The sequence below is a fragment of the Bradyrhizobium sp. Bra78 genome (assembly GCF_024519855.1).
GTDB classification, from domain to species: domain Bacteria; phylum Pseudomonadota; class Alphaproteobacteria; order Rhizobiales; family Xanthobacteraceae; genus Bradyrhizobium; species Bradyrhizobium japonicum_G.
In genome coordinates, this window is record NZ_JALJRE010000017.1 from 144,057 (window position 1) to 169,606 (window position 25,550).

General features: G+C 64.1%; 25 protein-coding genes and 1 tRNA gene. 16 read left to right on the forward strand and 10 right to left on the reverse strand.

The features are described 5' to 3' along the window. Positions 1–126: 126 nt before the first annotated feature. Positions 127–921 carry a transporter substrate-binding domain-containing protein gene (locus tag OC450_RS30330; RefSeq protein WP_211386431.1) on the reverse strand — a complete coding sequence of 265 codons (795 nt, stop codon included), beginning with the start codon at positions 919–921 and terminating at the stop codon, positions 127–129. 113 nt (positions 922–1,034) lie between these two features. Between OC450_RS30330 and OC450_RS30335 the strand changes: the two genes are divergently transcribed. After that, on the forward strand, positions 1,035–1,532 hold the full coding sequence (locus OC450_RS30335; RefSeq protein ID WP_211386506.1) for a DUF1993 family protein: 498 nt from the start codon (positions 1,035–1,037) through the stop codon (positions 1,530–1,532). A gap of 2 nt (positions 1,533–1,534) precedes the next feature. On the opposite strand, the gene OC450_RS30340 is transcribed toward OC450_RS30335, so the two are convergent. From OC450_RS30340 to OC450_RS30365, 6 genes are all read right to left on the reverse strand, one after another. Beyond that, on the reverse strand, positions 1,535–2,017 hold the full coding sequence (locus OC450_RS30340; protein WP_211386432.1) for a hypothetical protein: 483 nt from the start codon (positions 2,015–2,017) through the stop codon (positions 1,535–1,537). A 167-nt stretch (positions 2,018–2,184) separates the two neighbouring features. After that, a complete protein-coding gene (locus tag OC450_RS30345) occupies positions 2,185–3,174 on the reverse strand; it encodes a hydroxyacid dehydrogenase (protein WP_262049230.1) in 990 nt (329 codons plus the stop codon). 34 nt (positions 3,175–3,208) lie between these two features. Then, positions 3,209–4,309 carry an ABC transporter ATP-binding protein gene (locus OC450_RS30350; protein ID WP_211386434.1) on the reverse strand — a complete coding sequence of 367 codons (1,101 nt, stop codon included), beginning with the start codon at positions 4,307–4,309 and terminating at the stop codon, positions 3,209–3,211. 20 nt (positions 4,310–4,329) lie between these two features. Further along, positions 4,330–5,241, reverse strand: coding sequence for a carbohydrate ABC transporter permease (locus OC450_RS30355; protein WP_211386435.1), 912 nt, complete (start codon positions 5,239–5,241; stop codon positions 4,330–4,332). Next, a complete protein-coding gene (locus OC450_RS30360; RefSeq protein WP_211386436.1) occupies positions 5,241–6,179 on the reverse strand; it encodes a carbohydrate ABC transporter permease in 939 nt (312 codons plus the stop codon). The genes OC450_RS30355 and OC450_RS30360 overlap by 1 nt, the downstream gene beginning before the upstream one ends. Positions 6,180–6,310: 131 nt before the next feature. Next, positions 6,311–7,651 carry an ABC transporter substrate-binding protein gene (locus OC450_RS30365; protein ID WP_211386507.1) on the reverse strand — a complete coding sequence of 447 codons (1,341 nt, stop codon included), beginning with the start codon at positions 7,649–7,651 and terminating at the stop codon, positions 6,311–6,313. Between the two features lie 445 nt (positions 7,652–8,096). Here OC450_RS30365 and OC450_RS30370 point away from each other — a divergent pair, with 445 nt between their 5' ends. Both OC450_RS30370 and OC450_RS30375 read left to right on the forward strand, forming a co-directional pair. Continuing rightward, positions 8,097–8,888 (forward strand): Spy/CpxP family protein refolding chaperone, encoded by a 792-nt coding sequence (locus tag OC450_RS30370; RefSeq protein WP_262049231.1) that lies wholly within the window; start codon positions 8,097–8,099, stop codon positions 8,886–8,888. A gap of 111 nt (positions 8,889–8,999) precedes the next feature. Further along, positions 9,000–9,377 (forward strand): response regulator, encoded by a 378-nt coding sequence (locus OC450_RS30375; RefSeq protein WP_211386438.1) that lies wholly within the window; start codon positions 9,000–9,002, stop codon positions 9,375–9,377. Positions 9,378–9,515: 138 nt separating this feature from the next. Here the strand turns inward: OC450_RS30375 and OC450_RS30380 are convergent, their stop codons facing one another. The 3 genes from OC450_RS30380 to glk form a co-directional block, all read right to left on the reverse strand. Beyond that, positions 9,516–9,671, reverse strand: a complete 156-nt coding sequence (locus OC450_RS30380; RefSeq protein ID WP_211386439.1) for a hypothetical protein — start codon at positions 9,669–9,671, stop codon at positions 9,516–9,518. A gap of 143 nt (positions 9,672–9,814) precedes the next feature. After that, the gene (locus OC450_RS30385) at positions 9,815–10,018 is read right to left on the reverse strand and encodes a hypothetical protein (RefSeq protein ID WP_211386440.1); all 204 of its coding nucleotides are present in this window, start codon (positions 10,016–10,018) and stop codon (positions 9,815–9,817) included. 144 nt (positions 10,019–10,162) lie between these two features. Next, positions 10,163–11,131: a glucokinase gene (gene glk / locus OC450_RS30390; RefSeq protein WP_262049243.1), complete on the reverse strand. Its 969-nt coding sequence runs from the start codon at positions 11,129–11,131 to the stop codon at positions 10,163–10,165. A gap of 267 nt (positions 11,132–11,398) precedes the next feature. On the opposite strand from glk, the gene pncA reads away from it, so the two are divergent. The 13 genes from pncA to OC450_RS30455 all read left to right on the forward strand — a co-directional run bounded on the left by pncA (position 11,399) and on the right by OC450_RS30455 (position 25,507). Continuing rightward, positions 11,399–12,034, forward strand: coding sequence for a bifunctional nicotinamidase/pyrazinamidase (pncA, locus tag OC450_RS30395; protein WP_211386441.1), 636 nt, complete (start codon positions 11,399–11,401; stop codon positions 12,032–12,034). Between the two features lie 7 nt (positions 12,035–12,041). Next, positions 12,042–13,157 carry an alpha/beta fold hydrolase gene (locus OC450_RS30400; RefSeq protein WP_211386442.1) on the forward strand — a complete coding sequence of 372 codons (1,116 nt, stop codon included), beginning with the start codon at positions 12,042–12,044 and terminating at the stop codon, positions 13,155–13,157. A 144-nt stretch (positions 13,158–13,301) separates the two neighbouring features. Then, on the forward strand, positions 13,302–15,335 hold the full coding sequence (locus OC450_RS30405; protein WP_262049232.1) for an NAD(+) synthase: 2,034 nt from the start codon (positions 13,302–13,304) through the stop codon (positions 15,333–15,335). A 522-nt stretch (positions 15,336–15,857) separates the two neighbouring features. Beyond that, entirely contained in the window at positions 15,858–16,673 is an 816-nt protein-coding gene (locus tag OC450_RS30410) for a sugar phosphate isomerase/epimerase family protein (RefSeq protein ID WP_262049233.1), read from the forward strand. Positions 16,674–16,704: 31 nt separating this feature from the next. Beyond that, complete coding sequence (locus OC450_RS30415; RefSeq protein ID WP_256806656.1) at positions 16,705–18,342, forward strand: ABC transporter substrate-binding protein; 1,638 nt, start codon at positions 16,705–16,707, stop codon at positions 18,340–18,342. A 3-nt stretch (positions 18,343–18,345) separates the two neighbouring features. Continuing rightward, positions 18,346–19,329, forward strand: coding sequence for an ABC transporter ATP-binding protein (locus OC450_RS30420; protein WP_262049234.1), 984 nt, complete (start codon positions 18,346–18,348; stop codon positions 19,327–19,329). Then, positions 19,326–20,318 carry an ABC transporter ATP-binding protein gene (locus OC450_RS30425; RefSeq protein WP_262049235.1) on the forward strand — a complete coding sequence of 331 codons (993 nt, stop codon included), beginning with the start codon at positions 19,326–19,328 and terminating at the stop codon, positions 20,316–20,318. The genes OC450_RS30420 and OC450_RS30425 overlap by 4 nt, the downstream gene beginning before the upstream one ends. Beyond that, positions 20,318–21,247 carry an ABC transporter permease gene (locus OC450_RS30430; protein ID WP_211386448.1) on the forward strand — a complete coding sequence of 310 codons (930 nt, stop codon included), beginning with the start codon at positions 20,318–20,320 and terminating at the stop codon, positions 21,245–21,247. Before OC450_RS30425 ends, OC450_RS30430 begins: the two co-directional genes overlap by 1 nt. A 13-nt stretch (positions 21,248–21,260) precedes the next feature. Then, complete coding sequence (locus tag OC450_RS30435) at positions 21,261–22,121, forward strand: ABC transporter permease (RefSeq protein WP_262049236.1); 861 nt, start codon at positions 21,261–21,263, stop codon at positions 22,119–22,121. A gap of 234 nt (positions 22,122–22,355) precedes the next feature. Beyond that, entirely contained in the window at positions 22,356–24,206 is a 1,851-nt protein-coding gene (gene ilvD, locus OC450_RS30440; protein WP_262049237.1) for a dihydroxy-acid dehydratase, read from the forward strand. A gap of 222 nt (positions 24,207–24,428) precedes the next feature. Further along, the gene (locus tag OC450_RS30445; protein ID WP_211386451.1) at positions 24,429–24,752 is read left to right on the forward strand and encodes a hypothetical protein; all 324 of its coding nucleotides are present in this window, start codon (positions 24,429–24,431) and stop codon (positions 24,750–24,752) included. 268 nt (positions 24,753–25,020) lie between these two features. Further along, a tRNA-Ser gene (locus OC450_RS30450) sits at positions 25,021–25,110 on the forward strand. Positions 25,111–25,243: 133 nt separating this feature from the next. Beyond that, on the forward strand, positions 25,244–25,507 hold the full coding sequence (locus tag OC450_RS30455; protein WP_262049238.1) for a ParA family protein: 264 nt from the start codon (positions 25,244–25,246) through the stop codon (positions 25,505–25,507). Positions 25,508–25,550: the final 43 nt, after the last annotated feature.

A 25,550-nucleotide genomic window follows, 5' to 3' on the forward strand; every position in this document is an offset into this window, starting at 1 on the left:
CGGTTCGATCGTAAAAAGTGATCTAGATCACGGTCACCGTATGAGTCGTCCTGCGGCAGGTTCGGGTTCAATATGCCCGAGACCGGTCCGCAATTCGGCCGGAGGCAAACGACAGGAAGGCTCGACCTAGTCGAACCAGGCGGCGTAGATCTTTCTGTAGCTGCCGTCCTCCATCGAGATGTGCAGCCATTGGTCGACGAAGGCCTTCAGCGCCATGTCGCGCTGAAGCCAGTAGGCCTTCTCGGAGAAGTCGAACGGTTTTTCGGGATGCACCGCGCAGAGCACGCCCGCATGCTGCTTCTGCTGGTAGCGGGTCTCGGAGGCGTCCGTCATCATCAAATCGGCATTGCCCTTGGCGATCTCGTCGAAGATCGCGGTATTGTCGGGGAAGACGGTGATGTCGGCGTCCTTGATGTTGGCGCGGGCGAAGCGTTCGTTGGTGCCGCCGGGATTGACGACCACGCGGGTGCCCTTCTTGTCGATGTCGGAAAGCGTCTGGTACTTGCCGACATCGGCGCAGCGCGCGATCGGGGTCTTGCCCTCGCGCATGATCGGCATCGAGAAGAAGCCCTTCTTCTGCCGGTCGAGCGTGACCGAGACGCCGCCCATGGCGATGTCGAACTGGTCGGCCTCGAAATCCTTCATCAGCTTCGGCCAGGCGGTCGGCACGAACTCGACCTTGACGCCGAGCGCCTTGCCGAGCGCTTCCGCCATATCGACGTCGAAGCCGCTGAACTGCTGCGTGGCCTTGTCCAGATAGGTGAAGGGTTTGTAGTCGCCGGTCATGCCGACGCGCAAAGTGCCGCGCTTGAGGATCTCGTCGAGGCGCGAGGGCGCCGCCTGCTGGGCGTGGGCCGAAAGGTTTGCCAGCAATACCACGGCCAAGGCCGCCAGGATTCGAATGGTCGTTCGAACGATCATCTCTTTTCCACTCATGCCCGAGCTGTCATTGTGCAGCTCTTGAGGATGGATTTAGACCAGTTGCCAGTTGCTGGCGAGATGCAATTGAAGGGAATCCTGACGTGACGATCTCGATGTACGAGGCCTCGGTCGGCCTCTTCGTGCCGTACCTGCGCAACCTGTCCGCGCTGCTCGACAAGGGCGTTGCCTATGCCGAAGCCCGCAAGTTCAATCCGGCCGTCCTGCTCGGCATGCGGCTATCGCCGAACATGTACGATCTGGCGCAGCAGATCGGCGAGGCCTGCCGCCATGCCACCGTCGCGCCGGCCTTGCTGGCGCAGTGCGAGCCGGTCGTGCTGCCGCCGCTGGAGCACGACATGGCCGGGCTTCAAGCGCGGATCGCAACGTCAATCGAATTCATTGAAAGTCTGCCCCGGGCCGAGATCGATGCGGCCGCGGAACTGAAGGTCTTCTTCAAGCTGAAGAACGGGACCGAGCTGCCCTTCACCGGGCGGACACTGCTGCTCACGAACAGCGTCCCGCAGTTCTTCTTTCACGTCACGACCGCCTACGATCTTTTGCGGCACGCTGGCGTTGAACTCGCGAAGAAGGATTATCTCGGAAGGAAGTAGGCCTAAGCCTCGCCCTTGCGCTCGTAATCGGCGAGCGAACTGCGGCCGGCGATCTCGCTGCGCAGCTCTTCGAAACGCCGGTGCGCCTCGTCCTCGTGCGCGTCGACGAAATGCACGGCGGCCTCGCTGGTCATCGGACCGCTGATTACGGGCGCGGATTGCTCGCCGATGGTCTCGTGGACGTAGTACTGGTCGTCGTCACCGCGATGGACCGTCCATTTCAGGCGGATCGCCACCATCGGCCCGGGACCGACCTTGCTGTAGCCGTCGGCATCGGTATGCTCCGGCACCAGCGGCTGCTCCTCGACCACCGGATGCTCGTCGGCAACGGGATGCTCGTCGGCAGCCGCAGGCTCGTCTGCGGCCACGTGCTCACCGGCGACGACCACGGTCTCGGTCTCGCGAACGACGAGGACGGGTTCGGGGTGCTCCAAAATGCTGGCGATGGTCGCCAACGCGTGGTCGGTCGGGTCGATCTCTGACAAGGGTCCATCCTCCAGCTCGACGCGGCCGGCAAGTCTGTCCCACTGCCGCCGCGGCCGGGAACATTAGGCGCGTTTGATTAAGGCTGAGTTTGGGCTCGATCTGCACCAAAATGGGACGCATTCTGGCGTTCCGGAGGCGGGCGGATTGGGCACTCCCGGAGGAGGGCTCAGCCCAGCACGTCCTGATTGATGATGTTCTGCCTGATCGGATCGCCGTCCAGCACACTCAGGATGTTGCGCGCGGTCTGCTCGCTCATGCGCTGGACCGCCTCGACCGTGACGCCGGCGACATGCGGGGCCATGATGACGTTGGGCAACGCGAACAGCGCGTTGCTGACCGGCGGTGGCTCCACCTCGAACACATCGATGCCGGCCCCCGCGATCTTGCCGGAGACCAAGGCGTCGTGCAGCGCGGCCTCCTTCACGATGCCGCCGCGCGCGGTGTTGATGAGATAGGATTTCGGCTTCATCCGGCCGATCCTGTCAGCATCGAACAGGCCGACGGTTTCCGGCGTCTTCGGGCAGTGGATGGTGACGAAATCGGCGTTGGGCAGTGCGGCGTCAAGGTCGGCGACGGGCTCGCAACCGGCGGCCTTGATCTCGGCCGCGGGCTTGTAGGGATCGTAGACCTGCACCTTCATGTCCATCGCCAGGCAGCGCTTGGCGGTGCGGGTGCCGATGCGGCCGAAGCCGATGATGAGGACGGTCTTGCCGTAGAGATCGAACGGCAGCATCCCGAGCCGATCGGCCCATTTGCCGTCCTTGACGCAGGCATGCATCTCCTGTGCGCGCTTGGCGAGCGTCAGCATCATGAACAGCGCCTGCTCGGCGACCGAGGGCGAGTTCGCACTGCCCGCGACCATCAGCGGGACCTTGCGGCGGGAAAGCGCGGGCACGTCGACGGCGTCGTAGCCGACGCCGATGCGCGTCACCACTTTCATGTCCCCGGATGCCTCGAGCTCGGTCTCGCCGAAGGCGGTGGCACCCAACGCCACGCCGTGGACCGGCGCATGGCTCTTCAGCAGGGCCTCGAAATCCCTGGCGGAGATCAGGTTCGGAAACTCGACGAGCTCGATGTCATCCCGCTGGGTGAGAAGGGCGCGCGCGCCTTGCGACAGAGTTTGTGTAACGAAAATCTTCTTCTTATTGGTCGCCATCGTCCCCTGCCTGCGCGAGTTTCTTGTCCGGCGGTCACAACACGACGCCGCTCGCCTCGTTTAGCAGGTGCATATTGTTGAGGTCCATCGCCAAACGCATGGGTGCCCCGTCCTTGGCGCCGGCATTGGGATCGACACGGCCGCAGATGGGTGTGCCGTCGAGTCCGAAATAGACCAGGGTCTCCATCCCCATCGGCTCGGTGACGTCGAGCACTGTGTCGAAGGTCTCGACGCCTGGTCCGAGATGCGCATGGGCCTCGGTGAGATGCTCCGGCCGGATGCCGAGCAGCAGCTTGTCGGTGCGCGGCAGAGCGTTGTAGCGCGCGGCGCGGGCCGGCGGCAGCGCAAAGGCGATGCGGTCGGTCAGGCGGATCTGAAGCGTGCCGCCGGCGTCCTCGAGCCGGCAGGGAATGAAGTTCATCGCGGGCGAACCGATGAAGCCGGCAACGAAGCGCGTCTCCGGCTTGTGGTAGAGCTCGTTCGGCGTGCCGATCTGCTCGATGCGCCCCTTGTTCATCACGACGACCCGGTCGGCCAGCGTCATCGCCTCGACCTGGTCGTGGGTGACGTAGACAGTGGTGGTGCGCACTTTCTGGTGCACCTTCTTGATCTCGATCCGCATCTGCACGCGCAGCTTGGCGTCGAGATTGGAGAGCGGTTCGTCGAACAGGAAGACCTTCGGGTTGCGGACGATGGCCCGCCCCATGGCGACGCGCTGGCGCTGGCCGCCGGAGAGCTGCTTCGGCTTGCGGTCGATCAGGTCGGTAATATCAAGGAGGCGGGCGGCTTCCGTCACCCGCGCCTTGATCTCGGCCTTGGGATAGTGCTTCAGGCGCAGCCCGAACGACATGTTCTCCGCGACCGTCATGTGCGGGTAGAGCGCGTAGTTCTGGAACACCATGGCGATGTCGCGATCCTTCGGCGGCACGTCGTTGACGACGTCCCCGCCGATCATGATGTCGCCGTCGGTAATGTCCTCGAGTCCTGCGATCATGCGCAGCGTCGTCGATTTGCCGCAGCCGGACGGGCCGACCAGCACGATGAACTCATGGTCGGAGATTTCGAGATCGATGCCGCGCACGGCTTCGACATCGTCGTAACGCTTGATCACCTTGCGCAGGGAAACGTCGGCCATTGCACTTCAACCCCTCGTTCTCAACCCTTCGTCGCGCCGGCGGTCAGGCCGGCAATGTAATAGTCCATCAGGAAGGCGTAGATGATCAGCGGCGGGGCTGCGCCAAGCAGCGCGCCGGTCATGATCTGACCCCAGTTGAAGACGTCACCCTTGATCAAGGTCGTGATGATGCCGACCGGCAGCACGAGCTGATCGGTCGATGTCGTGAACACCAGCGGATAGAGGAACTGCGCCCAGGAGACCGTGAAGGCAAAGATCGTCGCCGCTATGATCCCCGGCAGCGCCACCGGAATGAAGATCCGCGTCAACGTCTGAAACCAGGACGCACCGTCGATGATCGCGGCCTCGTCGAGCTCCTTCGGTATCGAGGCGAAGTAGCCGATCATGATCCAGGTGCAGAATGGCACGGTCAGGGTGGGATAGATGAAGAGCAGCACGTACCATCGATTGATGAGTTGGATGCCGGTCCAGTCGCCGAACAGTGCAAATACCTTGAACAACGGAATGAACAACAGGCTGTCCGGAATGAGGTAGGTCAGGAACACACCGGTAGCCAGCGTCGCCGAACCCCAGAACCGCATCCGCGCCAGGGCGAACGCCGCAGGCACGCTGATCAGCATGGTAATGGTGACCACGAAGATCGAAACCAGCGCAGAATTCCAGAAAAACCGCAGGAACTGGTTTGACGTCAGCAGGCCAACGTAGTTGTCCAGCGTCGGGTGGAAAACCCACCATGGGTTGGTTGCGGCCGAGATTTCCGCGCTGCTCTTCAGCGAGGTGATCAGCATATAAATCGGAGGAAGCAGCGAGAAGACCGCAAAGAGGGTCAGGAAGAAGTACGACCACCTCAGCGCCCAGGTGCGGTCGCGGCTCATACTGCCGTATTTGACGGGGCGCGTCGGCGCGGCCTTGTCCATCGTGACTGAGCTCATCAGGATTCATTCCCGCGCTTGTTGACGTCGCGCAGGATGAAGATCGCCGCGACCGCCAGGATTGGTACCATGAACAGAGAGACGCTGGCGCCCAGCGGAATGTCGCTGCCTTCGATGCCTATCCTGAAAGCCCAGGTCGCAAAGATGTGGGTGTGGTCCAGAGGACCACCGGCGGTGAGGATTCTTACGATGTCGAAGTTGGCGAAGGTGACGATCAGCGAAAACAGCGTCGTGATCGCTATGATGTTGCGCATCATCGGCAGGGTCACGTACCAGATCCGTTGCCACCAATTGGCGCCGTCAATGGCGGCCGCTTCATAGAGCTGCTCGGGCACTGATTTCAGGGACGCCAGATACATGATCATGAAGAACGGCGCGCCGTACCAGACGTTGACCAGAATGACCGAGAAGCGCGCCCATGCGGCGTCGCCCGTCCACGGGATCGGCCCGATTCCGAAGAACGATAGCGTGTAGTTGAAGGCACTATAAGAGGGATCGAACAGCCACAGCCATGCCAGCGTGCTCATCGCGGGCGGGATCACCCATGGCACCAGGAGCATGCCGCGCCATTTGCGCTGACCCTTGGCCGGAATGTTGTGGACGAAGTGCGCGACGATGAACCCGATCAGCGCTTTGAAGAACACGGCAGTGATGGCGAAGATGCAGGACTGCTTGACGACCAGCCAGAAGGTGTCGCGCTTGAACAGGAATTCGAAGTTGCCCAGACCGACGAACCTTTGCATCGACTTGTTGAGCGTCGCCAGATGAAGGGAATAGAACGCCGGATAAAGCACCAGGAGGGTGATGAGTATAATCAGCGGCAGCGTCATCAGAAACGCGGCGGTGGATTTGCGTTTGAGCGCCCTCTGCAGACCGGAACGGTTTCGCGCCGGCTGCTTTGCGCCAACCCTATCCGGCTGCAATGCCACATCAGCCATGTGCATCTTCCTCGCGCGGTTTAGCTCGATAGACTCAGATATTGGCGAGCGCCGACATACCCGGCTCTCGTTGAGGCGAGTCGAAGGACCGCCGCGAGCGACCAGGGGCCGTCGCGGCGATACTTTTCATGTTAGCTTCGCATGAAGCCTTCGCACTCGCCTTCGGCCCAGGCGAGCGTCTTTTCCATCGCTTCCCCTTGCTGATAGCGCAAGCACATCTTGGTCAGCGTGGCCTGAGCATAGATCTGCTGTGCAATCTTGGGCGGCGCCGGCGAGGCCGCAATTGACAGCGTCTGATGGTTGTAGGGGTTCGGGTAGTGATAAAGCGTGCCTTTGGGAGGTCCTTCTTCCTGCCAGACCTTCAAGGTTGTCAGCTTCGCATATGCCGGCAGATCATAGCCGCCGCTTGCGACCACCATCTTTTCGATAGCTGCCGGCTTCGAGAGTTCAATCAAGAGGCTCCTCGCTGCTTCCTTGTTCTTGGAGAAGTTCCATATGCTCCAGAAATAGGGCAAGTAAGGCGCAAAACGCCCCTTCGGTCCGGCCGGGAATCCATGTGTCCAGCATTGCTCGGCGACCTGTGGCGCGTCGCGTTTCGCAACGGCCCAGGCGCTCGGCGGGTTCATGATCATCGCACCCCTGCCGGAGACCAGCCATTTGTTGTTGGATGCATCGTCCCAGGCCGCGACGTCGGGCGGCAGGAAAGCGATCAGCTTCTTGTAAAACTCGAGCGCTTGGCGAACCTCATCGGTCTTGACGGTGAGATTGCCCTTGGCGTCGACGAGATGGGCGCCGAACGAAAGGAAGATCGCGCCTGCCGTGTCGACGTTATCCGTCGTCTCGCCGAGGCCGATGCCGAACGGGAAGCCGGCCTTGTGACAGGCTTCAGCCGCTTTCAGGAATGTTTCCAGAGTCCAATTGTCGGCTTTTGGTTCAGAACCGGCCGGATACATCGCCTGGACGTCGATGCCGGCGTGCTTCTTCATCAAATCGATACGCGAGCAGGGTCCCTTGATTTGACTGCCGACACAGGCGGGAACGCCGAGCCATTTGCTGCCTGCGGTGCCGAGATACTTGGCTGTGCCGTTGACCTCGCCGTTCTCGGCGATGATCTTCCCCATGATGTCGCTAACGTCCTCCAACTGGTCGGCATTGGAGTGTGCCCACCACGTCGGCATCGCGAAAATATCGTGGCCGGACTTTGCCTGGGCTTCGGCGGCAATGGTCAGCAGGTTCTTGTTGCCCTGGCTTGGGATGTAGTCGATCGTAACTTCGACCTTCTCCTTCGCCGCCCATTCGTTGACGAGATCGGTCGAGGCCTTGTTGGCGCCGGGCACCCAGTGGTCCCAGAAACCGATCGAGAGCTTGCCGGCGGCGTAAGCGCCGCGGACATATGGCGCTGCGATCAGCGCCGTGGAGGACATAGCAGTGGCAGCCACAAATTGACGTCGCGTCAGTGTCTTGCGTGACATCTCGTTTCCTCGCTTGGGTGTTTTATTGCTTTGGTGTTTCCTCTGAACTCTTCCGAGTTTTGCTCTTGATTTTCTTGTTGTGCGTTTCTTGTTACGAATTGGTAGCGCGATCAGATCATGATTGATCGCGTCTGTCGAGAAAACCGAACGGCGCGCGTCTAGAACTAACGTTGTGTCCGGGAACGCCGACACTGCCCTCGGAGTCGTGTGCCGGCGATGATCCGCGGCCGGTCGTTTTGCGACGCACACGTTGCGCCGACCTGCCGGGGCGATACGTGCGCAATTACGCCGCAGTTTCGAATAAGCCTGCATAAGCGTCTCGCGCCAAACACTTTTCGGGCGTGGATAGCAATTGTCGGCGCCTAGACCTCGAAGCGGTGAAAACGATAGAGTTGCAACTGGCGGGTGGTTTTCACCCGAACAGGCCAATCAGATGGAGACCAGAATGATCAACCCGGCGCCACCCGCGCGGCTTTACCTGCGACGATGGTTCGCGCTGGGGTCCGTTTTCGTGTTGCTGCTCGGCGCCGCCGCGGTGGCGAATGCCCAAGGTCTGGTCAAGGGCGTCCAGGAAGGAGCGGCGGCCGGGAACAAGGCGGCCGGTCCGGTCGGCGGCGTACTCGGCGGCGCGATCGGGGGTGTGGTGGGCGTCTTCACGGGTGTGCTCGGCGTTGGCAACAATAACAACGGCAATCAGGCGCCGGCGGCCAAGGACGCAAACGCAAACAAGGACACCAGCAAGGACGCCAAGCAACAGGGCAAGGACAAGGACGCCAAAAGCGCCAAGGCGGGCAAGGGCGCCAAGTCGAGCAAGGAAGCGAAGAACGCGCCCCAGGACAACAAGGATGTCACGGTCCTCACCCAGAGCGGCGCGCCGCAGCAGACCGCCGAGCAGATCGTCGCCAACAGCGATTCCTATATCGAGCGGATCAAGACCGAGCTGAACCTCACGCCTGATCAGGAGAAGCATTGGTACGGCTTCTCGAGCGCCATGCACTACCTTGGGCACAATGGCGCCGAGCGGCTCAACCTGCGGGTTGCGCGCGCCAAGCGGGATCCGCCCGACGACATCGTCGAGCAGATGCGCAACGAGGCGCAATTCCTCATCGACCGCGCCGCCGACCAGCGCAATGTCGCCGACGCCGCCGAGCCCCTCTATTCGAGCCTCGATGACAAGCAGAAGCAGGTCTTCGTACAGGAAATGGTGCGCCTCAGCCACGAACGCGGATTGGATTGATCAAGTTGAATCGGATCGGGCGCGTCTGAATTAACGGCGCCCGCCACGAATTCGTGTATCCTCTTCGCAACTCGATTATGATTAGCTTCGTAAGCTGATTGCGGGGTTGATATGGCGGACGGACTCTCCGTTTTCCTGGTCGAAGACGAGACGTTGATCCGGATGATGATCGCGGACATGGTGGTGGAACTCGGCCACCACGTCGTCGCGGAAGCCGACAACGTCCGGGACGCCAGCGCTTTTGCCATGACCGCGCAGTACGATATGGCAATCCTCGACATCAATCTGAAGGGCGTCTACGTCGATCCCGTCGCAGACCTCATCGAACGTCGCGGCAAGCCGTTTCTGTTCGCCACGGGTTACGGGCCGGAGCTGCTGCCGTCCTTGCTCCGGCGCCGGCCGATCCTGCGCAAGCCGATTTCGATCGATCAGCTCAAGGCTATGATCGAGTCGATGTTTCCGGAAGCCGCGGCGAATACGCCGCACTGAGCGGCGGCGGAGGCGCCGCGCTGAGCGACGGCGGAGGCGCCGCGCTGAGCGACGGCGGAGGCGCCGCGCTGAGATCGCCAACGAAAATGGCCGCCCGTCGGGGGCGGCCATTTGGCTGGCGACGAAATTCGCGCAGTCTCACATCAGGCCGGCGCCAAGATCGATGCCGCGCGCCATCAGGCCGAACGAGGCGACGAGGCCCATGCAGCAGAACAGCAAAATGGTCTTGAACGAAGAATCGGCCAAACGCGTTTCGACGGCGGCCGGCATTGCGGCGAGCGAGATCATGCTCATGTTCATTCCCCCCTTTGTTGCCCCTGAATTGCATCAGGTGAGGGAACTCTTAGAGCAAAAGGTTTGACGCGAGCTTTCGAGGGATCGTTAACGGAATCGCAATCGGTGCTGCGATCGCAGGCGCCGTAACGGAATCACCAGCCTCAGTTGCGACCGTTTTTCAGCACCGTGGCGATGGTATGGGCCGTCATGGCTGCGCGGTCCGAAGCCCGCTGGGCGGCCAGCCGGTCTTGCGCCTTTTCCTCGATCAAGAGCTCGATCAAGGCCAGCCGCTTGTCCTCGTCATCCGCCTCGATCAGGAGGCGGTGATAGCGGTGATAGTCGAAACCCAGATCCTGTTTACGCATGTCACGCCCCCGCAACCACGCCACACACACTGGCTGGATTGTTTCTCATCGGAAACATGTGCGCAAGCACGATCCCGCATGGAACCGAGCGTGCGGCGTATTCAGCTGTGAATTAGGGGACCCCGGCGGGAGGAGGGATCCGCCTCAGGGCTGGTTGTGCTCGGCAAACATCTTGAGGCCGAGGAAACTCGCGTCAGGTTTGGTCACCAGCCTGGTCGGGATGTTGCGCAGATAGTCTTGGAAGCGTCCCTTGGCTTCAAAGCGCGCCCGGAACGCGGAGGCCGCAAGGAATTCCGGAAAACGCGGCGCGATCCCGCCGGCGATATAGACGCCGCCACGGGCGCCGAAGGTCACGGCGAGATTACCGGCGACCGAACCGAGGATGGCGCAAAACATCTCGAGCGTCGCGCGGCTGACGGGACAGCTGCCGTCCAGGGCGGCCTTTGTGATGGCGGCGGCATCGCGATGCGGCACCTGGGCGCCGTCCACCTCGGCCAGCGCCTCGTACAGGCTTTGCAGTCCGGAACCGGATAGCGCCCCGCGCTCGATCGAGACATGGCCGAGGCGTCGGCGCATGGACGCAATCAGGCGTTCCTCACGCTCGTTCTCCGCCGGCAAAGTCGCGTGGCCGGCCTCGGTGACGACGGCCAGCCGCGCGCCATGACGTTCGACCAGACAGGAAACGCCAAAGCCGGTTCCCGGTCCGACCACCAGCAGTGGCTCTCCCGGCAAGCCGTCCTGCCCGCCGAGCGGGATCAGGTCGGCGGGCTGCAGGGCGGGCAGCGACCAGGCCACCACCTCGAAATCGTTGAGGACATGAACGCTCTCGAACCCGAGGGCCGGCTGCAATTCGTGGCCGTCGATGACCCAGGGGCTATTGGTCATGACGCAGCGATTATTGGTGACGGGACCGGCCACGGCCAGCACGGCCCTTTTGGGCGGCTCGTCTGGCCGACGCGCGAGCACATCGATAATTGCTTCCCGGACAGTGGGGAAATCCGCCACCTTCACATAATCGATCGGTCCGGTCTGATCGCCCTGACTGAGCGCAAAGCGCGCATTGGTGCCGCCGATATCGGCGAGAAGAATCCGTTCTGTCTTGCCGATGGTCATGGCCATATGGCTACCGCGGCCGTGCCGGCTGCGGGAACCACTTCCTCCGCTCTCTCTGATCACTAACTGCGAACGGCTTTTAGAATCCGCGCTTGGGTGCGCCTAGTCAACACGGAGAAGGCAAAACCGTTGCATTCCGGGCACGATGTGGGCCATTCGCGCAGATCGCCGCACCTTGTCGGTGGTTGCGAAGCAGCGCGGGAAGATCGACAGTGTGGGGAGCGTTCGGCACCCGTCGGGCCGGACGGCTGGAATGGACCTTGCCAAATGAAGATATCCGACCGCGACGTGCTGCTGGTCATCGACGTTCAGAACGATTTTTGCACGGGCGGGGCGCTTGCCGTTCCCGGTGGCGAGAAGGTCGTCCCCGCCATCAATCGAATCGCCCAAAAATTCGCCAATGTGGTGCTGACCCAGGATTGGCATCCGGAGGATCACGTCTCCTTTGCCCCGAACCATGCGGGCAAGCAGCCGTTCCAGACCATCGAGCTGGATTACGGCGCCCAGGTGCTGTGGCCGATGCATTGCGTGCAGGGCACGGCCGGCGCTGAATTTCATCGCGATCTCGACGTCACCCGAGCAAATCTCGTGGTGCGGAAGGGGTTTCGGCGCGGCATCGATTCCTATTCGGCGCTGTTCGAGAACGACAGGAAGACACCGACCGGCCTGCTCGGGTATCTGCGCGAACGCGAGTTGAAGACGGTCTTCGTCACCGGCCTCGCGCTCGACTTCTGCGTCCGCTTCTCGGCGGAGGATGCCCGCAAGGCGGGGTTCGACGTCGCCGTCGTGGAGGACGCTTGCCGTGGCATCGATCTCGACGGCTCGGTGGCCGACGCCCATCGGAGTTTGCGCGAGCGTGGCATCGCGGTCGTCGGCCTCGAAGCAACCTTGGGAGGATCGTGAGATCGCTATGGCGCAGAAGCCCGGCAAACAACTACGCGCACCGCGGCCGATCCCGGATGCCCCGCTGCTGTGGCCATTCGCAGCGGCTCAGCTTGCCATGGACGCTTGTTTCTGGTGGCTCGAGCGCGGGCCGCCGGAGCAGGACGATAGTAGCCTGCCGTGGACCACCCCCAACTCCGTCGCACTGGAGCTTGCGACCATGCGTCTGCGACGTTGCACGCGGACGCAATCCGGCCAGCCGGCGCTGGTCTGCGCACCCTATGCGCTGCATCGGGCCCTGATCGCCGACTTCGCACCCGGGCACAGCGTCGTGCAGGCCCTGCAAAATGGCGGCATCGACCGGATCTATCTCACCGACTGGCGCTCGGCCACGCCGGATATGCGCCATCTCTCCATCGACAGCTATCTCGGTGATCTCAATGTCGCCATCGACGAGATCGGCGTGCCGGTCGATCTCGTCGGCCTGTGCCAGGGCGGCTGGCTGTCGCTGCTCTATGCCGCGCGCTTTCCCGCCAAGGTGCGGCGGCTGGTCCTGGTCGGCGCCCCCGTTGACCTCTCGATCGACTCCGCGCTGTCGCGGCTTGCCCGCAACGCGCCCGAGGCTCTCTACGACCAGCTCGTCGCGCGCGGCGGCGGCAACGTCAGCGGCGAGGAGATGCTTCGCGTCTGGTCGAAGGCGCCAAGCCGCGACGACATCGCAGCGGCGCTGCAAATAGATCTCTCGGACGAGGAGGGCGCGGCACTGCTCGCGCGCTTCGAGCTCTGGAATACAGAGACGCTCGATCTGCCCGGCAGGTATTATCTCGAGATCGTCAACTGGATTTTCCGGGAGAACCGTATCGCGGGCGGCAACTTCGTGGCGCTGGGCCGCGAGATCGACCTGAAGACCGTCAATGCGCCGGTCTTCCTGCTGGCCGGGCTCGATGACGAGGTCGTGCCGGCCGCGCAGGCGCTCGCCACCGCCGGGCTGCTCGGCACGCCACCGGCCTTCATTACTGCGGCTTCCGAACCCGGCAACCATCTCGGCCTGTTCATGGGCGCGCGGACCCACGCTCATGCCTGGCCGCGGATCGCCGAGTGGCTGCGCGACGATCTCTCCGGCGTGCTGGCTCGCAGCGCCTGACGTCGCCGGGCACGGGGCGGGCGAACATGCAAATCCGTTATGCATGAGGGCGGATGGCCTGCACGGGGCCGGCTCCATGGGCTACAAATGGTCCGGAGCTGACGGCTGCGGACGGCCGCAGAGAGACTAAAGGTACTTCGCTCGATGAGTTTTCACTCGATCTACGCCCACGGATTCGCGCGCGTGGCGGCCTGTGTCACCACGTCCCACGTGGCCGATCCCACCGCCAACGCCAAAGCCGTGCTGGCGGCGGCCAATGCCTGCCACGAGCAGTCGGCGGCGGTCGCCGTGTTTCCGGAATTGTGCCTGTCCGGCTATGCGATCGAGGATCTGGTGAAGCAGGACCCGCTGCTCGATGCGGTCGAGCGCGGGCTCGCGGCGATCGTCGAGGCCTCCTCCGCGCTGCTGACTGTCCTGATCGTCGGCGCGCCGCTGCGCTTTGGTCATCGCATCTATAATTGTGCCGTCGTCATTCATCGTGGAAATGTGCTCGGCGTCGTGCCCAAGAGTTATCTGCCGACCTATCGCGAATTCTACGAGGGGCGGCATTTCGCCTCCGGCGCGGGCATCGTCGGCGAGACGATCGCTTTTGGCGGGCTGGACGCACCGTTCGGCGTCGACCTCCTGTTCGCGGCTGAGGACGTCCCGGGCCTGACCATCGGCGTCGAAATCTGCGAGGACATGTGGATCCCGGTGACGCCGGCGTCCGAACTCGCGCTCGCGGGCGCCAGCGTGCTGATCAATCTCTCGGGTAGCCCGATCACGATCGGCCGGGCGCGCTCGCGCGCGCTGCTGTGCCAGTCGACCTCGGCGCGCTGCCTGGCTGCCTACGTCTATTCGGCGGCCGGGGCAGGGGAATCGACCACGGATCTGGCCTGGGACGGCCAGACCTCGATCTACGAGAACGGCGTGCTGCTGGCCGAGGGCGAGCGGTTCCGCCAGGGCGGCCAGATCACCTATGCCGATGTCGATCTCGATCTGCTCAGGCAGGAACGCGCGCTGATGGGCACGTTCGACGACAATCGCCGGCAGCGCGAAGGCTTCTACCGGACGGTCACCTTCGCCCTGACGCCGCCGAGCGCCGATATCGGCTTTCTGCGCAAGATCGAGCGATTTCCGTTCGTGCCAAGCGACGAGAGCCTGCTCGAGCACGATTGCTACGAGGCCTACAACATCCAGGTCGCAGGCCTTGTCCAGCGCATGCGCGCCACCGGCACCAAGCGCGTCGTCATCGGCGTGTCGGGCGGGCTCGATTCCACCCACGCCCTGATCGTCGCCGCCAACGCGGTGGATCTGCTCGGCCTGCCACGCGAAAACATCCTCGCCTATACCATGCCGGGCTTTGCCACGGGCAGCGAGAGCAAGACCAATGCGCTGGCGCTGATGAAGGCGTTGCAGACCAGTTGGCAGGAACTCGACATCCGCACCACGGCGACGCAAATGCTAAAGGACATCGGCCATCCCTTCGGCAAGGGCGAGAAGGTCTACGACATCACCTTCGAGAACGTGCAGGCGGGCCTGCGGACGGATTATCTGTTCCGGCTCGCCAACCATCACGGCGGCATCGTCATCGGAACCGGCGATCTCTCGGAGCTCGCGCTCGGCTGGTGCACCTACGGCGTCGGCGACCAGATGGCGCACTATAACGTCAACGCCGGCGTGCCGAAGACGCTGATCCAGCATCTGATCCGTTGGGTGATCGCCTCCAGGCAGTTCAGCGACGACGTCAACCGCACGCTGGTCTCGATCCTCTCGGCCGAAATCTCGCCGGAGCTGGTTCCGGTCGAGCCCGGCCAGAAGCCGCAAAGCACGGAGGCCTCGGTCGGACCCTACGAGCTCCAGGATTTCAACCTGTTCTACACGCTGCGCTTCGGCATGCGGCCGTCCAAGATCGCCTTCATGGCGCTCCAGGCGTGGAAGGACGTTGCCAAGGGCGAATGGCCGCCGGCGTTCCCGACCGACCGGCGCAAGGCTTACGATCTCCCGGAAATCCGCCGTTGGCTGGAGGTGTTCCTGCGCCGCTTCTTTGCGTTCAGCCAGTTCAAGCGCTCGGCGATGCCGAACGGACCGAAGGTTTCGGCCGGCGGTTCATTGTCGCCGCGCGGTGATTGGCGCGCGCCGTCGGATTCGAGCGCGGCGGCATGGCTCGAGGATCTCGAACGGAACGTGCCGAACTGATCGGCAGGTCTGATCGGCAAGTCTGATCAGCAGGTCTGATCAGCAAGTCTGATCGATAGCTCTGATCGGGCAGGGCGGCTCGAACGAAATCGCGCCGCGCGACCTGTAAGGCCGGCGGCGCGAGATCGCGTTCAATCTGGAAAGTACCGAGGTCCGGAGTGCCTAGGAGTCCGGACCTCGTCACCTTGCCCCAGCCTTTGATCCCCCCGCCCCATGTGGTCCCCCAACCCCATGCAGCGCGATCAGAAGGTGATGCCCTTGGAAGGCCGCCGATCGATGTACGCGAAGTACGCGAAGTGCGGTTAGGATTCCATTCCGGATCACTACGGACACGAATTCGCTTGAGTGCTGCACGCTGGTGCATTGGTTCGCATCCACTGCGATCGTTGCTGCCTGAATTCAATGCAGACGGCCGGCGGGATGTCCACATCTCCTCGGCGCCGCGGAACCTGAATTTCACCGGCCTGTCATTGAACTGGTCTAGCGCTGCCTTGTCATCGCTGACGATCAAGGGAGCAAGCCATGTCGAAGCCAGTGCTGGGCGCCGCGTTGTCCATCAAATCAATTCCCGCCCACCGCGATTGGCTTCTCGAGCGGCAGCGCGATCTCGAAGTTCAGGATTTTTTCCGGGCGGACCTGCTCGACGGCGACTGGCGAACCCCGGCGAGCGAAATCAAGCAAATGCTCTCGGGCCATACCGGCCGCCTCGGCATCCACGGCCCGTTCTGGGGCTTCAAGATCGACAGCCACGACCCGATGATCCGCCAGGCCGTGACCAAGCGCCTGCTGCAGGGCCTCGAGGCCGCGGAATTCCTCGGCGCGACGCAGATGGTGATGCATTCGCCGTTCACGACCTGGGACCACAACAATCTCGATCTCTATCCGGACAACCGCGGCAATATCGTCGAGCGCGTCAAGGCGACGCTTGCCGAGGTGATCGCGCGTGCTGAAGCCATCGGCTGCGAGATCGTCATCGAGAACATCGAGGACAAGGATCCGCGCGACCGCGTGCGCCTCGCCAAGGCGCTCGAAAGCAGCAAGGTGCGCGTCTCGCTCGACACCGGGCACGCCAATTACGCGCATGTTTCCACCGGAGCACCGCCGGTCGATTACTACGTCGAGACCGCCGGCGACATGCTGACGCATGTTCACCTCCAGGACACCGACGGCTTTGCCGACCGGCATTGGGCGCCGGGCGAAGGCAATATCCCGTGGGTCGCCGTGTTCCGTGCGCTGGGCCGGCTGACATCGAATCCGCGGCTGATCCTCGAGCTTCGCAATCACGACGACGTTCGCGCCGGCGCAGCCCATCTCGCCGCGCTCGGGCTCGCGGAATAACCGACATCATCAGAGGGCAGGGGTCATCACCATGAGCAAGCTCACCCGTCGTACCATCCTGAAGTCCGGCGGCGCCGCCGCGGGCACGCTTCTGCTGCCGCGTTTTGCGATCGGGCAGGCCGACAATCGTCCGTCGGTGACGATCGCCGTGCAGAAGGTGACGAACGCGAACGTGCTCGACGTGCTGCGCGAGCAGTCCAATGTCGGCGAGCGCGTGTTCTTCTCCTCGATCTGGGAGGGCCTGATCTCCAAGGACTGGCGCGGCAGCCTGGAGGCTGTGCCGGGCCTCGCCACGGAATGGCGCCGTATCGACGACCAGACCGTCGAGGTGAAGCTGCGCCAGGGCGTGAAGTTCCACAATGGCGATGAGCTCACCGCCGAAGACGTCGTCTTCACCTTCAGCCGCGAGCGCATGTTCGGCCAGACCGAAGCCAAGAGCCGCTCCACGATCCAGGCCTTCGAGAAGATCCCGACGCCGCGTCCAGGCAAGGAACTGCCGCCGGACGTTCCCGCCGTCGCCCGCCGCATCTGGCCGGATCTCGTCCGCGTCGATGCCGTCGACAAGTACACGGTGCGTTTCTACAACGCCACGCCCGACGTCACGATCGAGGGCCGGCTGTCGCGCTACGGCTCTGACATCATGAACCGCCGCGCCTGGGACGAATCGGCGAGCTATCTCGACTGGGCGCGCAAGCCGATCACGACCGGCCCCTACAAGGTGGTCGAACTCAAGCCCGACGTGTCGCTGACGCTGGAAGCCCACGACGAATATTGGGGCGGCCGCCCGCCGCTCAAGCGCATCCGCTTCCTCGAAGTGCCTGAAGTCGCAAGCCGCATCAACGGCCTGCTCTCGGGCGAGTACCAGTTCGCCTGCGACATCCCGCCGGACCAGATCGCCGGCATCGAGAAGAATTCGGCGTTCGAAGTGCAGGGCGGCACCATCCTCAATCACCGCCTGACCGTGTTCGACAAGAACCACGCCCAGCTCGCCAATCCGCTGGTGCGGCGCGCCTTCACCCATGCGATCGACCGCCAGGCCATCGTCGACAGCCTGTGGGCCGGCCGCACCCGCGTGCCGAAGGGCCTGCAGTGGGAATTCTACGGCGACATGTTCATCGCAGACTGGAGCGTACCGGCGTACGATCCGAAACTCGCGCAGGATCTGTTGAAGCAGGCGGGCTACAAGGGCGATCCGATTCCCTATCGCCTGCTCAACAATTACTACACCAACCAGGTCGCGACCGCGCAGGTGCTGGTCGAGATGTGGAAGTCGGTCGGCCTCAACGTCCAGATCGAGACCAAGGAGAACTGGTCGCAGGTCATGGAACGTGCGCCCACGCGCGCCGTGCGCGACTGGTCGAACTCGGCCGCCTTCAACGATCCGGTGTCCTCGCTGGTCGCCCAGCACGGCCCGAACGGCCAGCAGCAACAGATCGGCGAGTGGACCAATGCCGAGCTGAACAAACTCTCCGAATTCCTGGAAACCTCGACCGACCGGGCCGCCCGCAAGAAGGCGTTTCACCGCATGCTTGAAATCGCCGAGCGCGAAGACCCCGCCTATACGGTGCTGCACCAGAACGCGACCTTCACGGCCAAGCCGAAGTCGATCAAGTGGAAAGCCTCGCCGGCATTCGCGATGGATTTCCGCGCCGGCAATTTCGAGGCCTGACCGGTGGCGCCGCTGATCAGCATCAAGGACCTGAGTGTCGGCTTCCAGGGCGTGCCGGTCCTGCGCGGTGTCGATCTCACCTTGCAGAAGGGCGAGGCCGTTGGCCTCGTCGGCGAGTCCGGGTCCGGCAAGTCGGTGACTTGGCTTGCTGCGCTCGGCCTCCTGCCACGGCATGCGAATGTCTCGGGCTCGGTGCGGCTCGAGGGACGCGAGATCCTCGGTGCTCCAGCCTCCGAGCTTGACCAGGTGCGCGGCGGGCGGGTCGCCATGATCTTTCAGGATCCGGCCAGCGCGCTCAACCCGGTGCTGACGATCCGCAGGCAGCTCTGCGAGGCGTTGGCGCTGCATCGCGATCTGTCGGGCCAGACGGTGAAAGCGGAAGCGCGGCGGCTGCTCGACCTCGTCGGCATCCCCGATGCGGCGCGGCGGCTCGAAGCCTATCCGCATGAATTCTCCGGCGGCCAGGTCCAGCGCATTATGATCGCGATGGCGCTCGCCGGAAATCCCGACCTGCTGGTCGCGGACGAGCCGACCACCGCGCTCGACGCCACCATCCAGGCGCAGATTCTGGAGCTGCTCTCCACCATCCGCCGCGAGATGGATATGGCGATGGTTCTGATCAGCCACGATCTCGGCGTCGTTGCCGAAAACTGCGACCGCGTTGCCGTGATGTATGCCGGCCGCATCGTCGAGGCGGCGCCGGCCAACCAGCTCTTCGCCGATCCGCTGCATCCCTATGCGCAGGGGCTGATCGGCTCGCTGCCGCCGCTCGATGGCCCGAGGCGTCGCCTGACCGCGATTCCGGGCACTGTACCCGATCCCGCGAGCATGCCTGACGGCTGCGCCTTCGCGCCGCGCTGCACGCTGGCGGCCGCGCCGTGCGGCCTTGCCGCCCCAACCCTGGTGCCGATCGCGAACGACCGCGCCGTCGCCTGCATCCGCGCCGAGGCTTCGCGGCGCGCGCTGCTCGGGGTCGCCGCAGAATGAGCGCGCCGCTCGTCGAGGTGTCCTCGATTTCGCGCAGCTACGGCATGCGCTCCGGGATGTTCGGCCGCAGCATGGCCGTGCACGCCGTCGACGGCGTCTCGCTCGCGATCCGCAAAGGCGAAACGCTCGGCCTCGTCGGCGAATCCGGTTCCGGCAAATCCACCACGGGCCGTATCGTGCTCGGCCTCGAGCCGCCTGACCGCGGCGAGGTGCGGTTCGGCGGCAAGCCGATGGCCATGCCCGGGACGCCTGCATGGCGTGCGCAGCGCGCGCAGATGCAGATGATCTTTCAGGACCCGCTGGGGGCGCTCGATCGGCGGTTGCCGGTTGCGACCCAGATCCGCGAGCCGCTGGACATTCATGGCCTCGGTGAGCCCGCCGGGCGCGAGGAGCGGGTGCGAGAATTGCTGCGCGCCGTCGAGCTCACGCCCGCGCATGGTGGGCGCTATCCGGGCGCGCTCTCCGGCGGACAGCGGCAGCGCATCGTGCTGGCGCGGGCGCTGGCGACAAAACCGGACTTCCTGGTCTGCGACGAGCCGGTCAGCGCGCTCGACGTCTCGATCCAGGCGCAGGTGGTGAATCTGCTCGCCGATCTCCAGGCGCAGCTGGGGCTCACGCTTCTCTTCATCAGTCACGATCTCCGCGTCGTCAGGCAGATCAGCAATGTCGTCGCCGTGATGTATCTCGGCCGCATCGTCGAGCTCGGCAGCGCCGACGATCTGTTCGCGCGGCCGGAGCACCCGTATACCCAGGCGCTGGTCTCGGCCTCACCCGCACCGGGCCGCCGCAGCGCAGGTCGCATCGTGCTGGCAGGCGATCCGCCGAACCCGGCGGCGCGTCCCCATGGCTGCGCCTTTCATCCGCGCTGCCCGCGCGCGATCGCGCGCTGCGGGAGCGAGGTGCCGGCCCTTTCCGCCGTCGGCGGTGACAGGCAGGTTGCCTGCCACCTCGTGACCGGGCCGCAGGCCGAGACGCGGGATGCAGCCTGATGGGTCGCTATTTTGCCATTCGGATCGGACGCGCGGCCCTGACGATCGTCCTCGTCGTCACCTTCGCCTTCGTCGTGCTGCGTCTCTCCGGCGATCCCGCCCTGATGATTCTGGGACCGGAAGCGCCGCCGGAAGTGCTCGCCGCCTTCCGCAAGGCGTGGGGGCTCGATGATCCCATCTGGTTTCAGTATCTCGATTATTTTGGCGCCATTGCCAAGGGCGAGCTCGGCCGTTCCATGCGCGACGGACGGCCCGCGATCGAACTCGTGCTGGAGCGGATACCGGCGACGCTGGCGCTGACGCTGCCGGCGTTCGCATTCAAGGTCGCACTCGGCATTCCCGCCGGCATCTACGCGGCGCTGCACCGGGGTTCGGGAATCGACCGCGCCGTGATGATGACGGCGGTCGCCGGCTTCACCGTGCCGAGTTTCGTCCTTGCGTTGCTGCTCGTGCTGATCTTCGCCGTGCAGCTCGGCTGGCTGCCGTCGGGCGGACAGGACAGTTGGCGCCATGCCATCCTGCCCATCGTGACGCTCAGCCTCGGCGGCGCCGCGGTGCTGGCGCGCTTCACCCGCAGCGCCATGCTGGAGGTGCTCGGCCAGCCCTATATCCGCACCGCTTCCGCCAAAGGCGTGCCGTGGCGAAAAGTCGTCACCTCGCATGCGCTGCCGAACGCGGCGATCCCGACGGTGACCATTCTGGGCTTCATGGTGGGCACGCTGATCGCGGGCGCGGTCGTGGTCGAGAGCGTGTTTTCGTGGCCGGGGGTAGGGCGGCTTCTCGTCGTTGCGGTTGCCAATCGCGATCTCGCCGTCGTGCAATGCATCCTGCTGCTGGTCGCGATGACCATGGTCACGTCCAATTTGATCGTCGACTTCCTCTACGGCTTCCTCGATCCACGCCTGCGCGCCAAAGGGGCTCATGCATGAAGCGAGCGCACGCATGACCGACGCGACGCTGAAGGACATCGCTGCCCGCCGCCGCATCAGCCTGCCGGCGATCCCGGTGTCGGTCGCACTCGCGATCGCCTGGATCGTCGCGATGCTCGTGATCGCCGCCCTGGCCGAGAAGATCGCGCCCTATGGCTACACCCAGCTTGATCTGCGCAACCGGCTCTCGGCGCCCGGCAATGTCGCGCACTGGCTCGGCACCGACGAGCTCGGCCGCGACGTGCTGTCGCGGCTGCTGGTCTCGATCCGCATCTCGCTCCTGATCGCGTTCGGCGCGACCGCGATCTCGGCCGTCGTCGGCACCACCCTCGGCTTCCTCGCGGCGCATTTCCGCGGGGCCGTCGAGCAGCTCGTGCTGATGCTGTCCGATTTCCAGGCCAGCATGCCCTTCCTGATCATGGCGCTCGCCGTGCTCGCCTTCTTCGGCAATTCGCTGCCGCTCCTGATCGGCCTGATGGGATTTTTCGGCTGGGAGCGCTACGCCCGCATCGCTCGCGGCCTTGCCATCTCCGCCAATGCGCAAGGCTACGCCGCCGCTGTCCGCCAGCTCGGCGCGACGCCGCCACGGATTTACCTCAGGCACATCCTGCCCAACATCGCCTCGACCCTGATCGTGTCGACCACGCTGGTCTTCCCCGAGGTCATCCTGATGGAATCAGGCCTGTCCTTCCTCGGCCTCGGTGTGCAGCCGCCGATGACCAGCCTCGGCAACATGGTCGGCTATGGCCGCGAATATCTGACCCGGGCGCCCTGGATCATGCTGGCGCCGGCGACCACGATCGTCGTGACCACCCTGGCGGTCTCCGTGATCGGCGACTGGCTGCGCGACCGGCTCGATCCGACCCTGCAATAGGAGCTGCGACCCTACCGCCCCCTGCCGTCATTCCGGGGCGCGCCGAAAGGCGCGAACCCGGAATGACGGGGAGAGGTAAGATGAACGACGCAAAGCCCGCGCCGGGAGCAGGGGAGCCCTGTCCGGCCCAAGTTCCCGTTGCGCCGAGCCACCCCGTGCGGTATCCGGCCGGAAAGGCCTGAGGCGGCTTCGATATTTCCCCGCCCGGCTGACCCAACCAGGACGGAAACCGCCATGCCAGCCTATCGCTCCCGCACCACCACCCACGGCCGCAACATGGCGGGCGCCCGCGGCCTCTGGCGCGCGACAGGCATGAAGGATGGCGATTTCGGCAAGCCGATCATCGCGGTCGTCAATTCCTTCACCCAGTTCGTGCCCGGCCACGTCCATCTGAAGGACCTCGGCCAGCTCGTCGCGCGCGAGATCGAGCAGGCCGGCGGCGTCGCCAAGGAATTCAACACCATCGCGGTCGACGACGGCATCGCCATGGGCCATGACGGCATGCTCTACAGCCTGCCGTCGCGCGAACTGATCGCCGACAGCGTCGAGTACATGGTCAACGCGCATTGCGCCGACGGCATGGTCTGCATCTCCAATTGCGACAAGATCACGCCCGGCATGCTGATGGCGGCGCTGCGTCTCAACATTCCCGCCGTGTTCGTCTCGGGCGGTCCGATGGAGGCCGGCAAGGTCACCGTGCAGGGCAAGACCAAGGCGGTCGACCTGATCGATGCCATGGTCGCGGCCGCCGACTCCAAGGTCAGCGACGAGGACGTCAAGGTGATCGAGCGCTCGGCGTGCCCGACCTGCGGCTCCTGCTCGGGCATGTTCACCGCCAACTCGATGAACTGCCTGACCGAAGCGCTTGGCCTGGCGCTGCCCGGCAACGGCACGGTGGTCGCGACCCATGCCGACCGCAAGCGCCTGTTCGTCGAGGCCGGCCATACCATCGTCGATATCGTGCGCCGCTATTACGAGCAGGACGACGCCTCGGTGTTGCCGCGCAACGTCGCGAACTTCAAGGCGTTCGAGAACGCGATGACGCTCGACATCGCGATGGGCGGCTCGACCAACACCGTGCTGCATCTGCTCGCGGCTGCCCATGAAGGGCAGGTCGCGTTCACCATGCAGGACATCGACCGGCTCTCGCGCCGCGTGCCCGTGCTCTGCAAGGTCGCGCCGTCGGTTGCCGACGTGCATGTCGAGGACGTGCATCGCGCCGGCGGCATCATGGGCATTCTGGGCGAGCTCGATCGCGCTGGCCTGATCGACACCTCGGTGTCGACCGTGCACGCGCCGACCATGAACGACGCGCTGGAGCGCTGGGACATCAAGCGCTCCAAGAGCGAGTCCGTCCGCACCTTCTTCCGTGCCTCACCCGGCGGCATCCCCACCCAGGTCGCCTTCAGCCAGGAGCGCCGCTACGACGAGCTCGATGCCGACCGCGAGAAGGGCGTGGTGCGCGATCTCGCGCACGCCTTCAGCAAGGACGGCGGTCTCGCCGTGCTCTACGGCAACCTCGCGCAGGACGGCTGCATCGTGAAGACCGCCGGCGTCGACGCCTCGATCCTGAAATTCTCCGGCCCGGCGCGTGTGTTCGAAAGCCAGGACGCTGCCGTCGAAGGCATCCTGGGCGGCAAGGTCGTCGCCGGCGAGGTCGTGGTCATCATTTACGAAGGCCCGCGCGGCGGCCCCGGCATGCAGGAAATGCTGTATCCGACCAGCTATCTGAAATCGATGGGCCTCGGCAAAGCCTGCGCGCTCGTCACCGACGGCCGCTTCTCGGGCGGCTCGTCCGGCCTGTCGATCGGTCACCTGTCGCCGGAAGCGGCCGAAGGCGGCAACATCGGTCTGGTGCGCACGGGCGATCGCATCGCCATCGACATTCCGAACCGCAGCATCACGCTGGAGGTCTCCGACGAGGAGCTCGCCAGCCGCCGCGCCGCGGAAGACGCGAAGGGCGATACCGCCTGGCAGGCGATCGGCCGCAAGCGCAACGTCTCGACCGCATTGCAGGCTTACGCAGCGCTCACCACCAGCGCCGCGCGCGGCGCGGTGCGAGAGGTAAAGCGTCGCTCGAACTGAGCGTTGCATCGCTCGCGCCTCGCGCACATGGTCAACAAGTTCTGAACGGCCGGTGAAAACCGGCCGTTTGCATTAAGGATGCCTCGACGAACTTCGGCATGGCAGGGTTTTCCGGCGTATACTGCCTGCGACCTTCGCAAATCCATTTCGGGCAACTGGGGCGCCACCATAATGTCTCGTACTCTTGCTGTCGTTTTCTCAACAGTCGTCGCCGCGATTTCCATGACGGGCGCAGCTTCCGCCGGCTGCTACAATTGCTACGCGCCTCCGCCGTGCCAGACCTGCTACCAGCAGCAATACGTCCAGCCGCAATACCGCACCGTCGACGAGACCGTGATGGTTTCGCCCGGCGCGACCGTCGCGCACCGCACGCCGGCGCAGTATCGCACCGTGATGGTGCCGCAGACCGTGATGGTCGCCCCCCCGAGCGTCCAGTACCAGCACATCCCGCCGCAATACGCCACGCGCCAGCGCGTCGAGATGGTCTCGCCCGGCTATTCCTATTACGCCCCGGTACAGATGGGCTGCGCGTCCTGCGGCTACTGAGCCGACCGAGCCACAATCAATTCCATGCGCGCTCCTTGCGGGGCGCCGTTTTGCTTTTGAGAGCGCAAACGAGGCCCGGAAAACGGAGGCGAATCCAGACCGGGCCTCGCAACCAGTGGGGCCCTGGGAGATGTCGACAGGATTGCTGGGGATGCTGGGCTAGGGGAACAGGCTGACGCTCGCCCTGACAGATCCAGTGTGGGATGGGGCGCCAACTTCGCGTTGCCTTGCGCCACCGACTACGTTAAGCGACAGCCATTCCGGGCTTGGAAGGGTGGCCGAGTGGTTTAAGGCACCGGTCTTGAAAACCGGCGTGCCCGCAAGGGTACCGTGGGTTCGAATCCCACCCCTTCCGCCAGTCAAGCCAAAAAAGCCAATATTCTCAACCTTTTGGGTTTTCGCCTCACCAATTGTGACTAACCACGCAAGCTTTACAGCGTAGCACGCGTTGACTAGCCTCCCTGCAACCTTAGGGGAGGGTGGGGAGCGCAATGGCAAGAATTATTAAGAAACCAGCTGGCAAACAGCCTGTCGTTAAGCAGCCCGTGGTCATCTCGTGCGTCAACCTCAAGGGCGGCGTAGGCAAGACCGCTATCGCGGTTAATTTCGCGGCCTACTGCGGCAAAAAAGGCCTCAAGACACTGCTTATCGACCTAGACCCGCAGACCAATTCAACCTTTTCTTGCATATCTGTTCCCGATTGGGAAGCACACGCGACCTCCAGGGGAACGGTTGCAAATCTCCTAGTGTCCTGAGTCACAAGTTCGCAATCGTAGATTCGCAGTAGATTCACGTCGC

What these genes read in the sequence shown, in the direction of transcription:
- OC450_RS30385 (WP_211386440.1), bottom strand. Translation starts at nt 10,018, where the DNA reads ATGCGTAAACAGGATCTGGGTTTCGACTATCACCGCTATCACCGCCTC.
- OC450_RS30345 (WP_262049230.1), bottom strand. Translation starts at nt 3,174, where the DNA reads ATGGCGACCAATAAGAAGAAGATTTTCGTTACACAAACTCTGTCGCAA.
- OC450_RS30425 (WP_262049235.1), top strand. Translation starts at nt 19,326, where the DNA reads ATGAGCGCGCCGCTCGTCGAGGTGTCCTCGATTTCGCGCAGCTACGGC.
- OC450_RS30380 (WP_211386439.1), bottom strand. Translation starts at nt 9,671, where the DNA reads ATGAGCATGATCTCGCTCGCCGCAATGCCGGCCGCCGTCGAAACGCGT.
- OC450_RS30415 (WP_256806656.1), top strand. Translation starts at nt 16,705, where the DNA reads ATGAGCAAGCTCACCCGTCGTACCATCCTGAAGTCCGGCGGCGCCGCC.
- OC450_RS30445 (WP_211386451.1), top strand. Translation starts at nt 24,429, where the DNA reads ATGACGGGCGCAGCTTCCGCCGGCTGCTACAATTGCTACGCGCCTCCG.
- OC450_RS30400 (WP_211386442.1), top strand. Translation starts at nt 12,042, where the DNA reads ATGGCGCAGAAGCCCGGCAAACAACTACGCGCACCGCGGCCGATCCCG.
- OC450_RS30335 (WP_211386506.1), top strand. Translation starts at nt 1,035, where the DNA reads ATGTACGAGGCCTCGGTCGGCCTCTTCGTGCCGTACCTGCGCAACCTG.
- ilvD (WP_262049237.1), top strand. Translation starts at nt 22,356, where the DNA reads ATGCCAGCCTATCGCTCCCGCACCACCACCCACGGCCGCAACATGGCG.
- OC450_RS30435 (WP_262049236.1), top strand. Translation starts at nt 21,261, where the DNA reads ATGACCGACGCGACGCTGAAGGACATCGCTGCCCGCCGCCGCATCAGC.
- OC450_RS30410 (WP_262049233.1), top strand. Translation starts at nt 15,858, where the DNA reads ATGTCGAAGCCAGTGCTGGGCGCCGCGTTGTCCATCAAATCAATTCCC.
- OC450_RS30375 (WP_211386438.1), top strand. Translation starts at nt 9,000, where the DNA reads ATGGCGGACGGACTCTCCGTTTTCCTGGTCGAAGACGAGACGTTGATC.
- OC450_RS30350 (WP_211386434.1), bottom strand. Translation starts at nt 4,309, where the DNA reads ATGGCCGACGTTTCCCTGCGCAAGGTGATCAAGCGTTACGACGATGTC.
- OC450_RS30370 (WP_262049231.1), top strand. Translation starts at nt 8,097, where the DNA reads ATGATCAACCCGGCGCCACCCGCGCGGCTTTACCTGCGACGATGGTTC.
- glk (WP_262049243.1), bottom strand. Translation starts at nt 11,131, where the DNA reads ATGACCATCGGCAAGACAGAACGGATTCTTCTCGCCGATATCGGCGGC.
- OC450_RS30455 (WP_262049238.1), top strand. Translation starts at nt 25,244, where the DNA reads ATGGCAAGAATTATTAAGAAACCAGCTGGCAAACAGCCTGTCGTTAAG.
- OC450_RS30365 (WP_211386507.1), bottom strand. Translation starts at nt 7,651, where the DNA reads ATGTCACGCAAGACACTGACGCGACGTCAATTTGTGGCTGCCACTGCT.
- OC450_RS30330 (WP_211386431.1), bottom strand. Translation starts at nt 921, where the DNA reads ATGATCGTTCGAACGACCATTCGAATCCTGGCGGCCTTGGCCGTGGTA.
- OC450_RS30405 (WP_262049232.1), top strand. Translation starts at nt 13,302, where the DNA reads ATGAGTTTTCACTCGATCTACGCCCACGGATTCGCGCGCGTGGCGGCC.
- pncA (WP_211386441.1), top strand. Translation starts at nt 11,399, where the DNA reads ATGAAGATATCCGACCGCGACGTGCTGCTGGTCATCGACGTTCAGAAC.
- OC450_RS30360 (WP_211386436.1), bottom strand. Translation starts at nt 6,179, where the DNA reads ATGGCTGATGTGGCATTGCAGCCGGATAGGGTTGGCGCAAAGCAGCCG.
- OC450_RS30355 (WP_211386435.1), bottom strand. Translation starts at nt 5,241, where the DNA reads ATGAGCTCAGTCACGATGGACAAGGCCGCGCCGACGCGCCCCGTCAAA.
- OC450_RS30430 (WP_211386448.1), top strand. Translation starts at nt 20,318, where the DNA reads ATGGGTCGCTATTTTGCCATTCGGATCGGACGCGCGGCCCTGACGATC.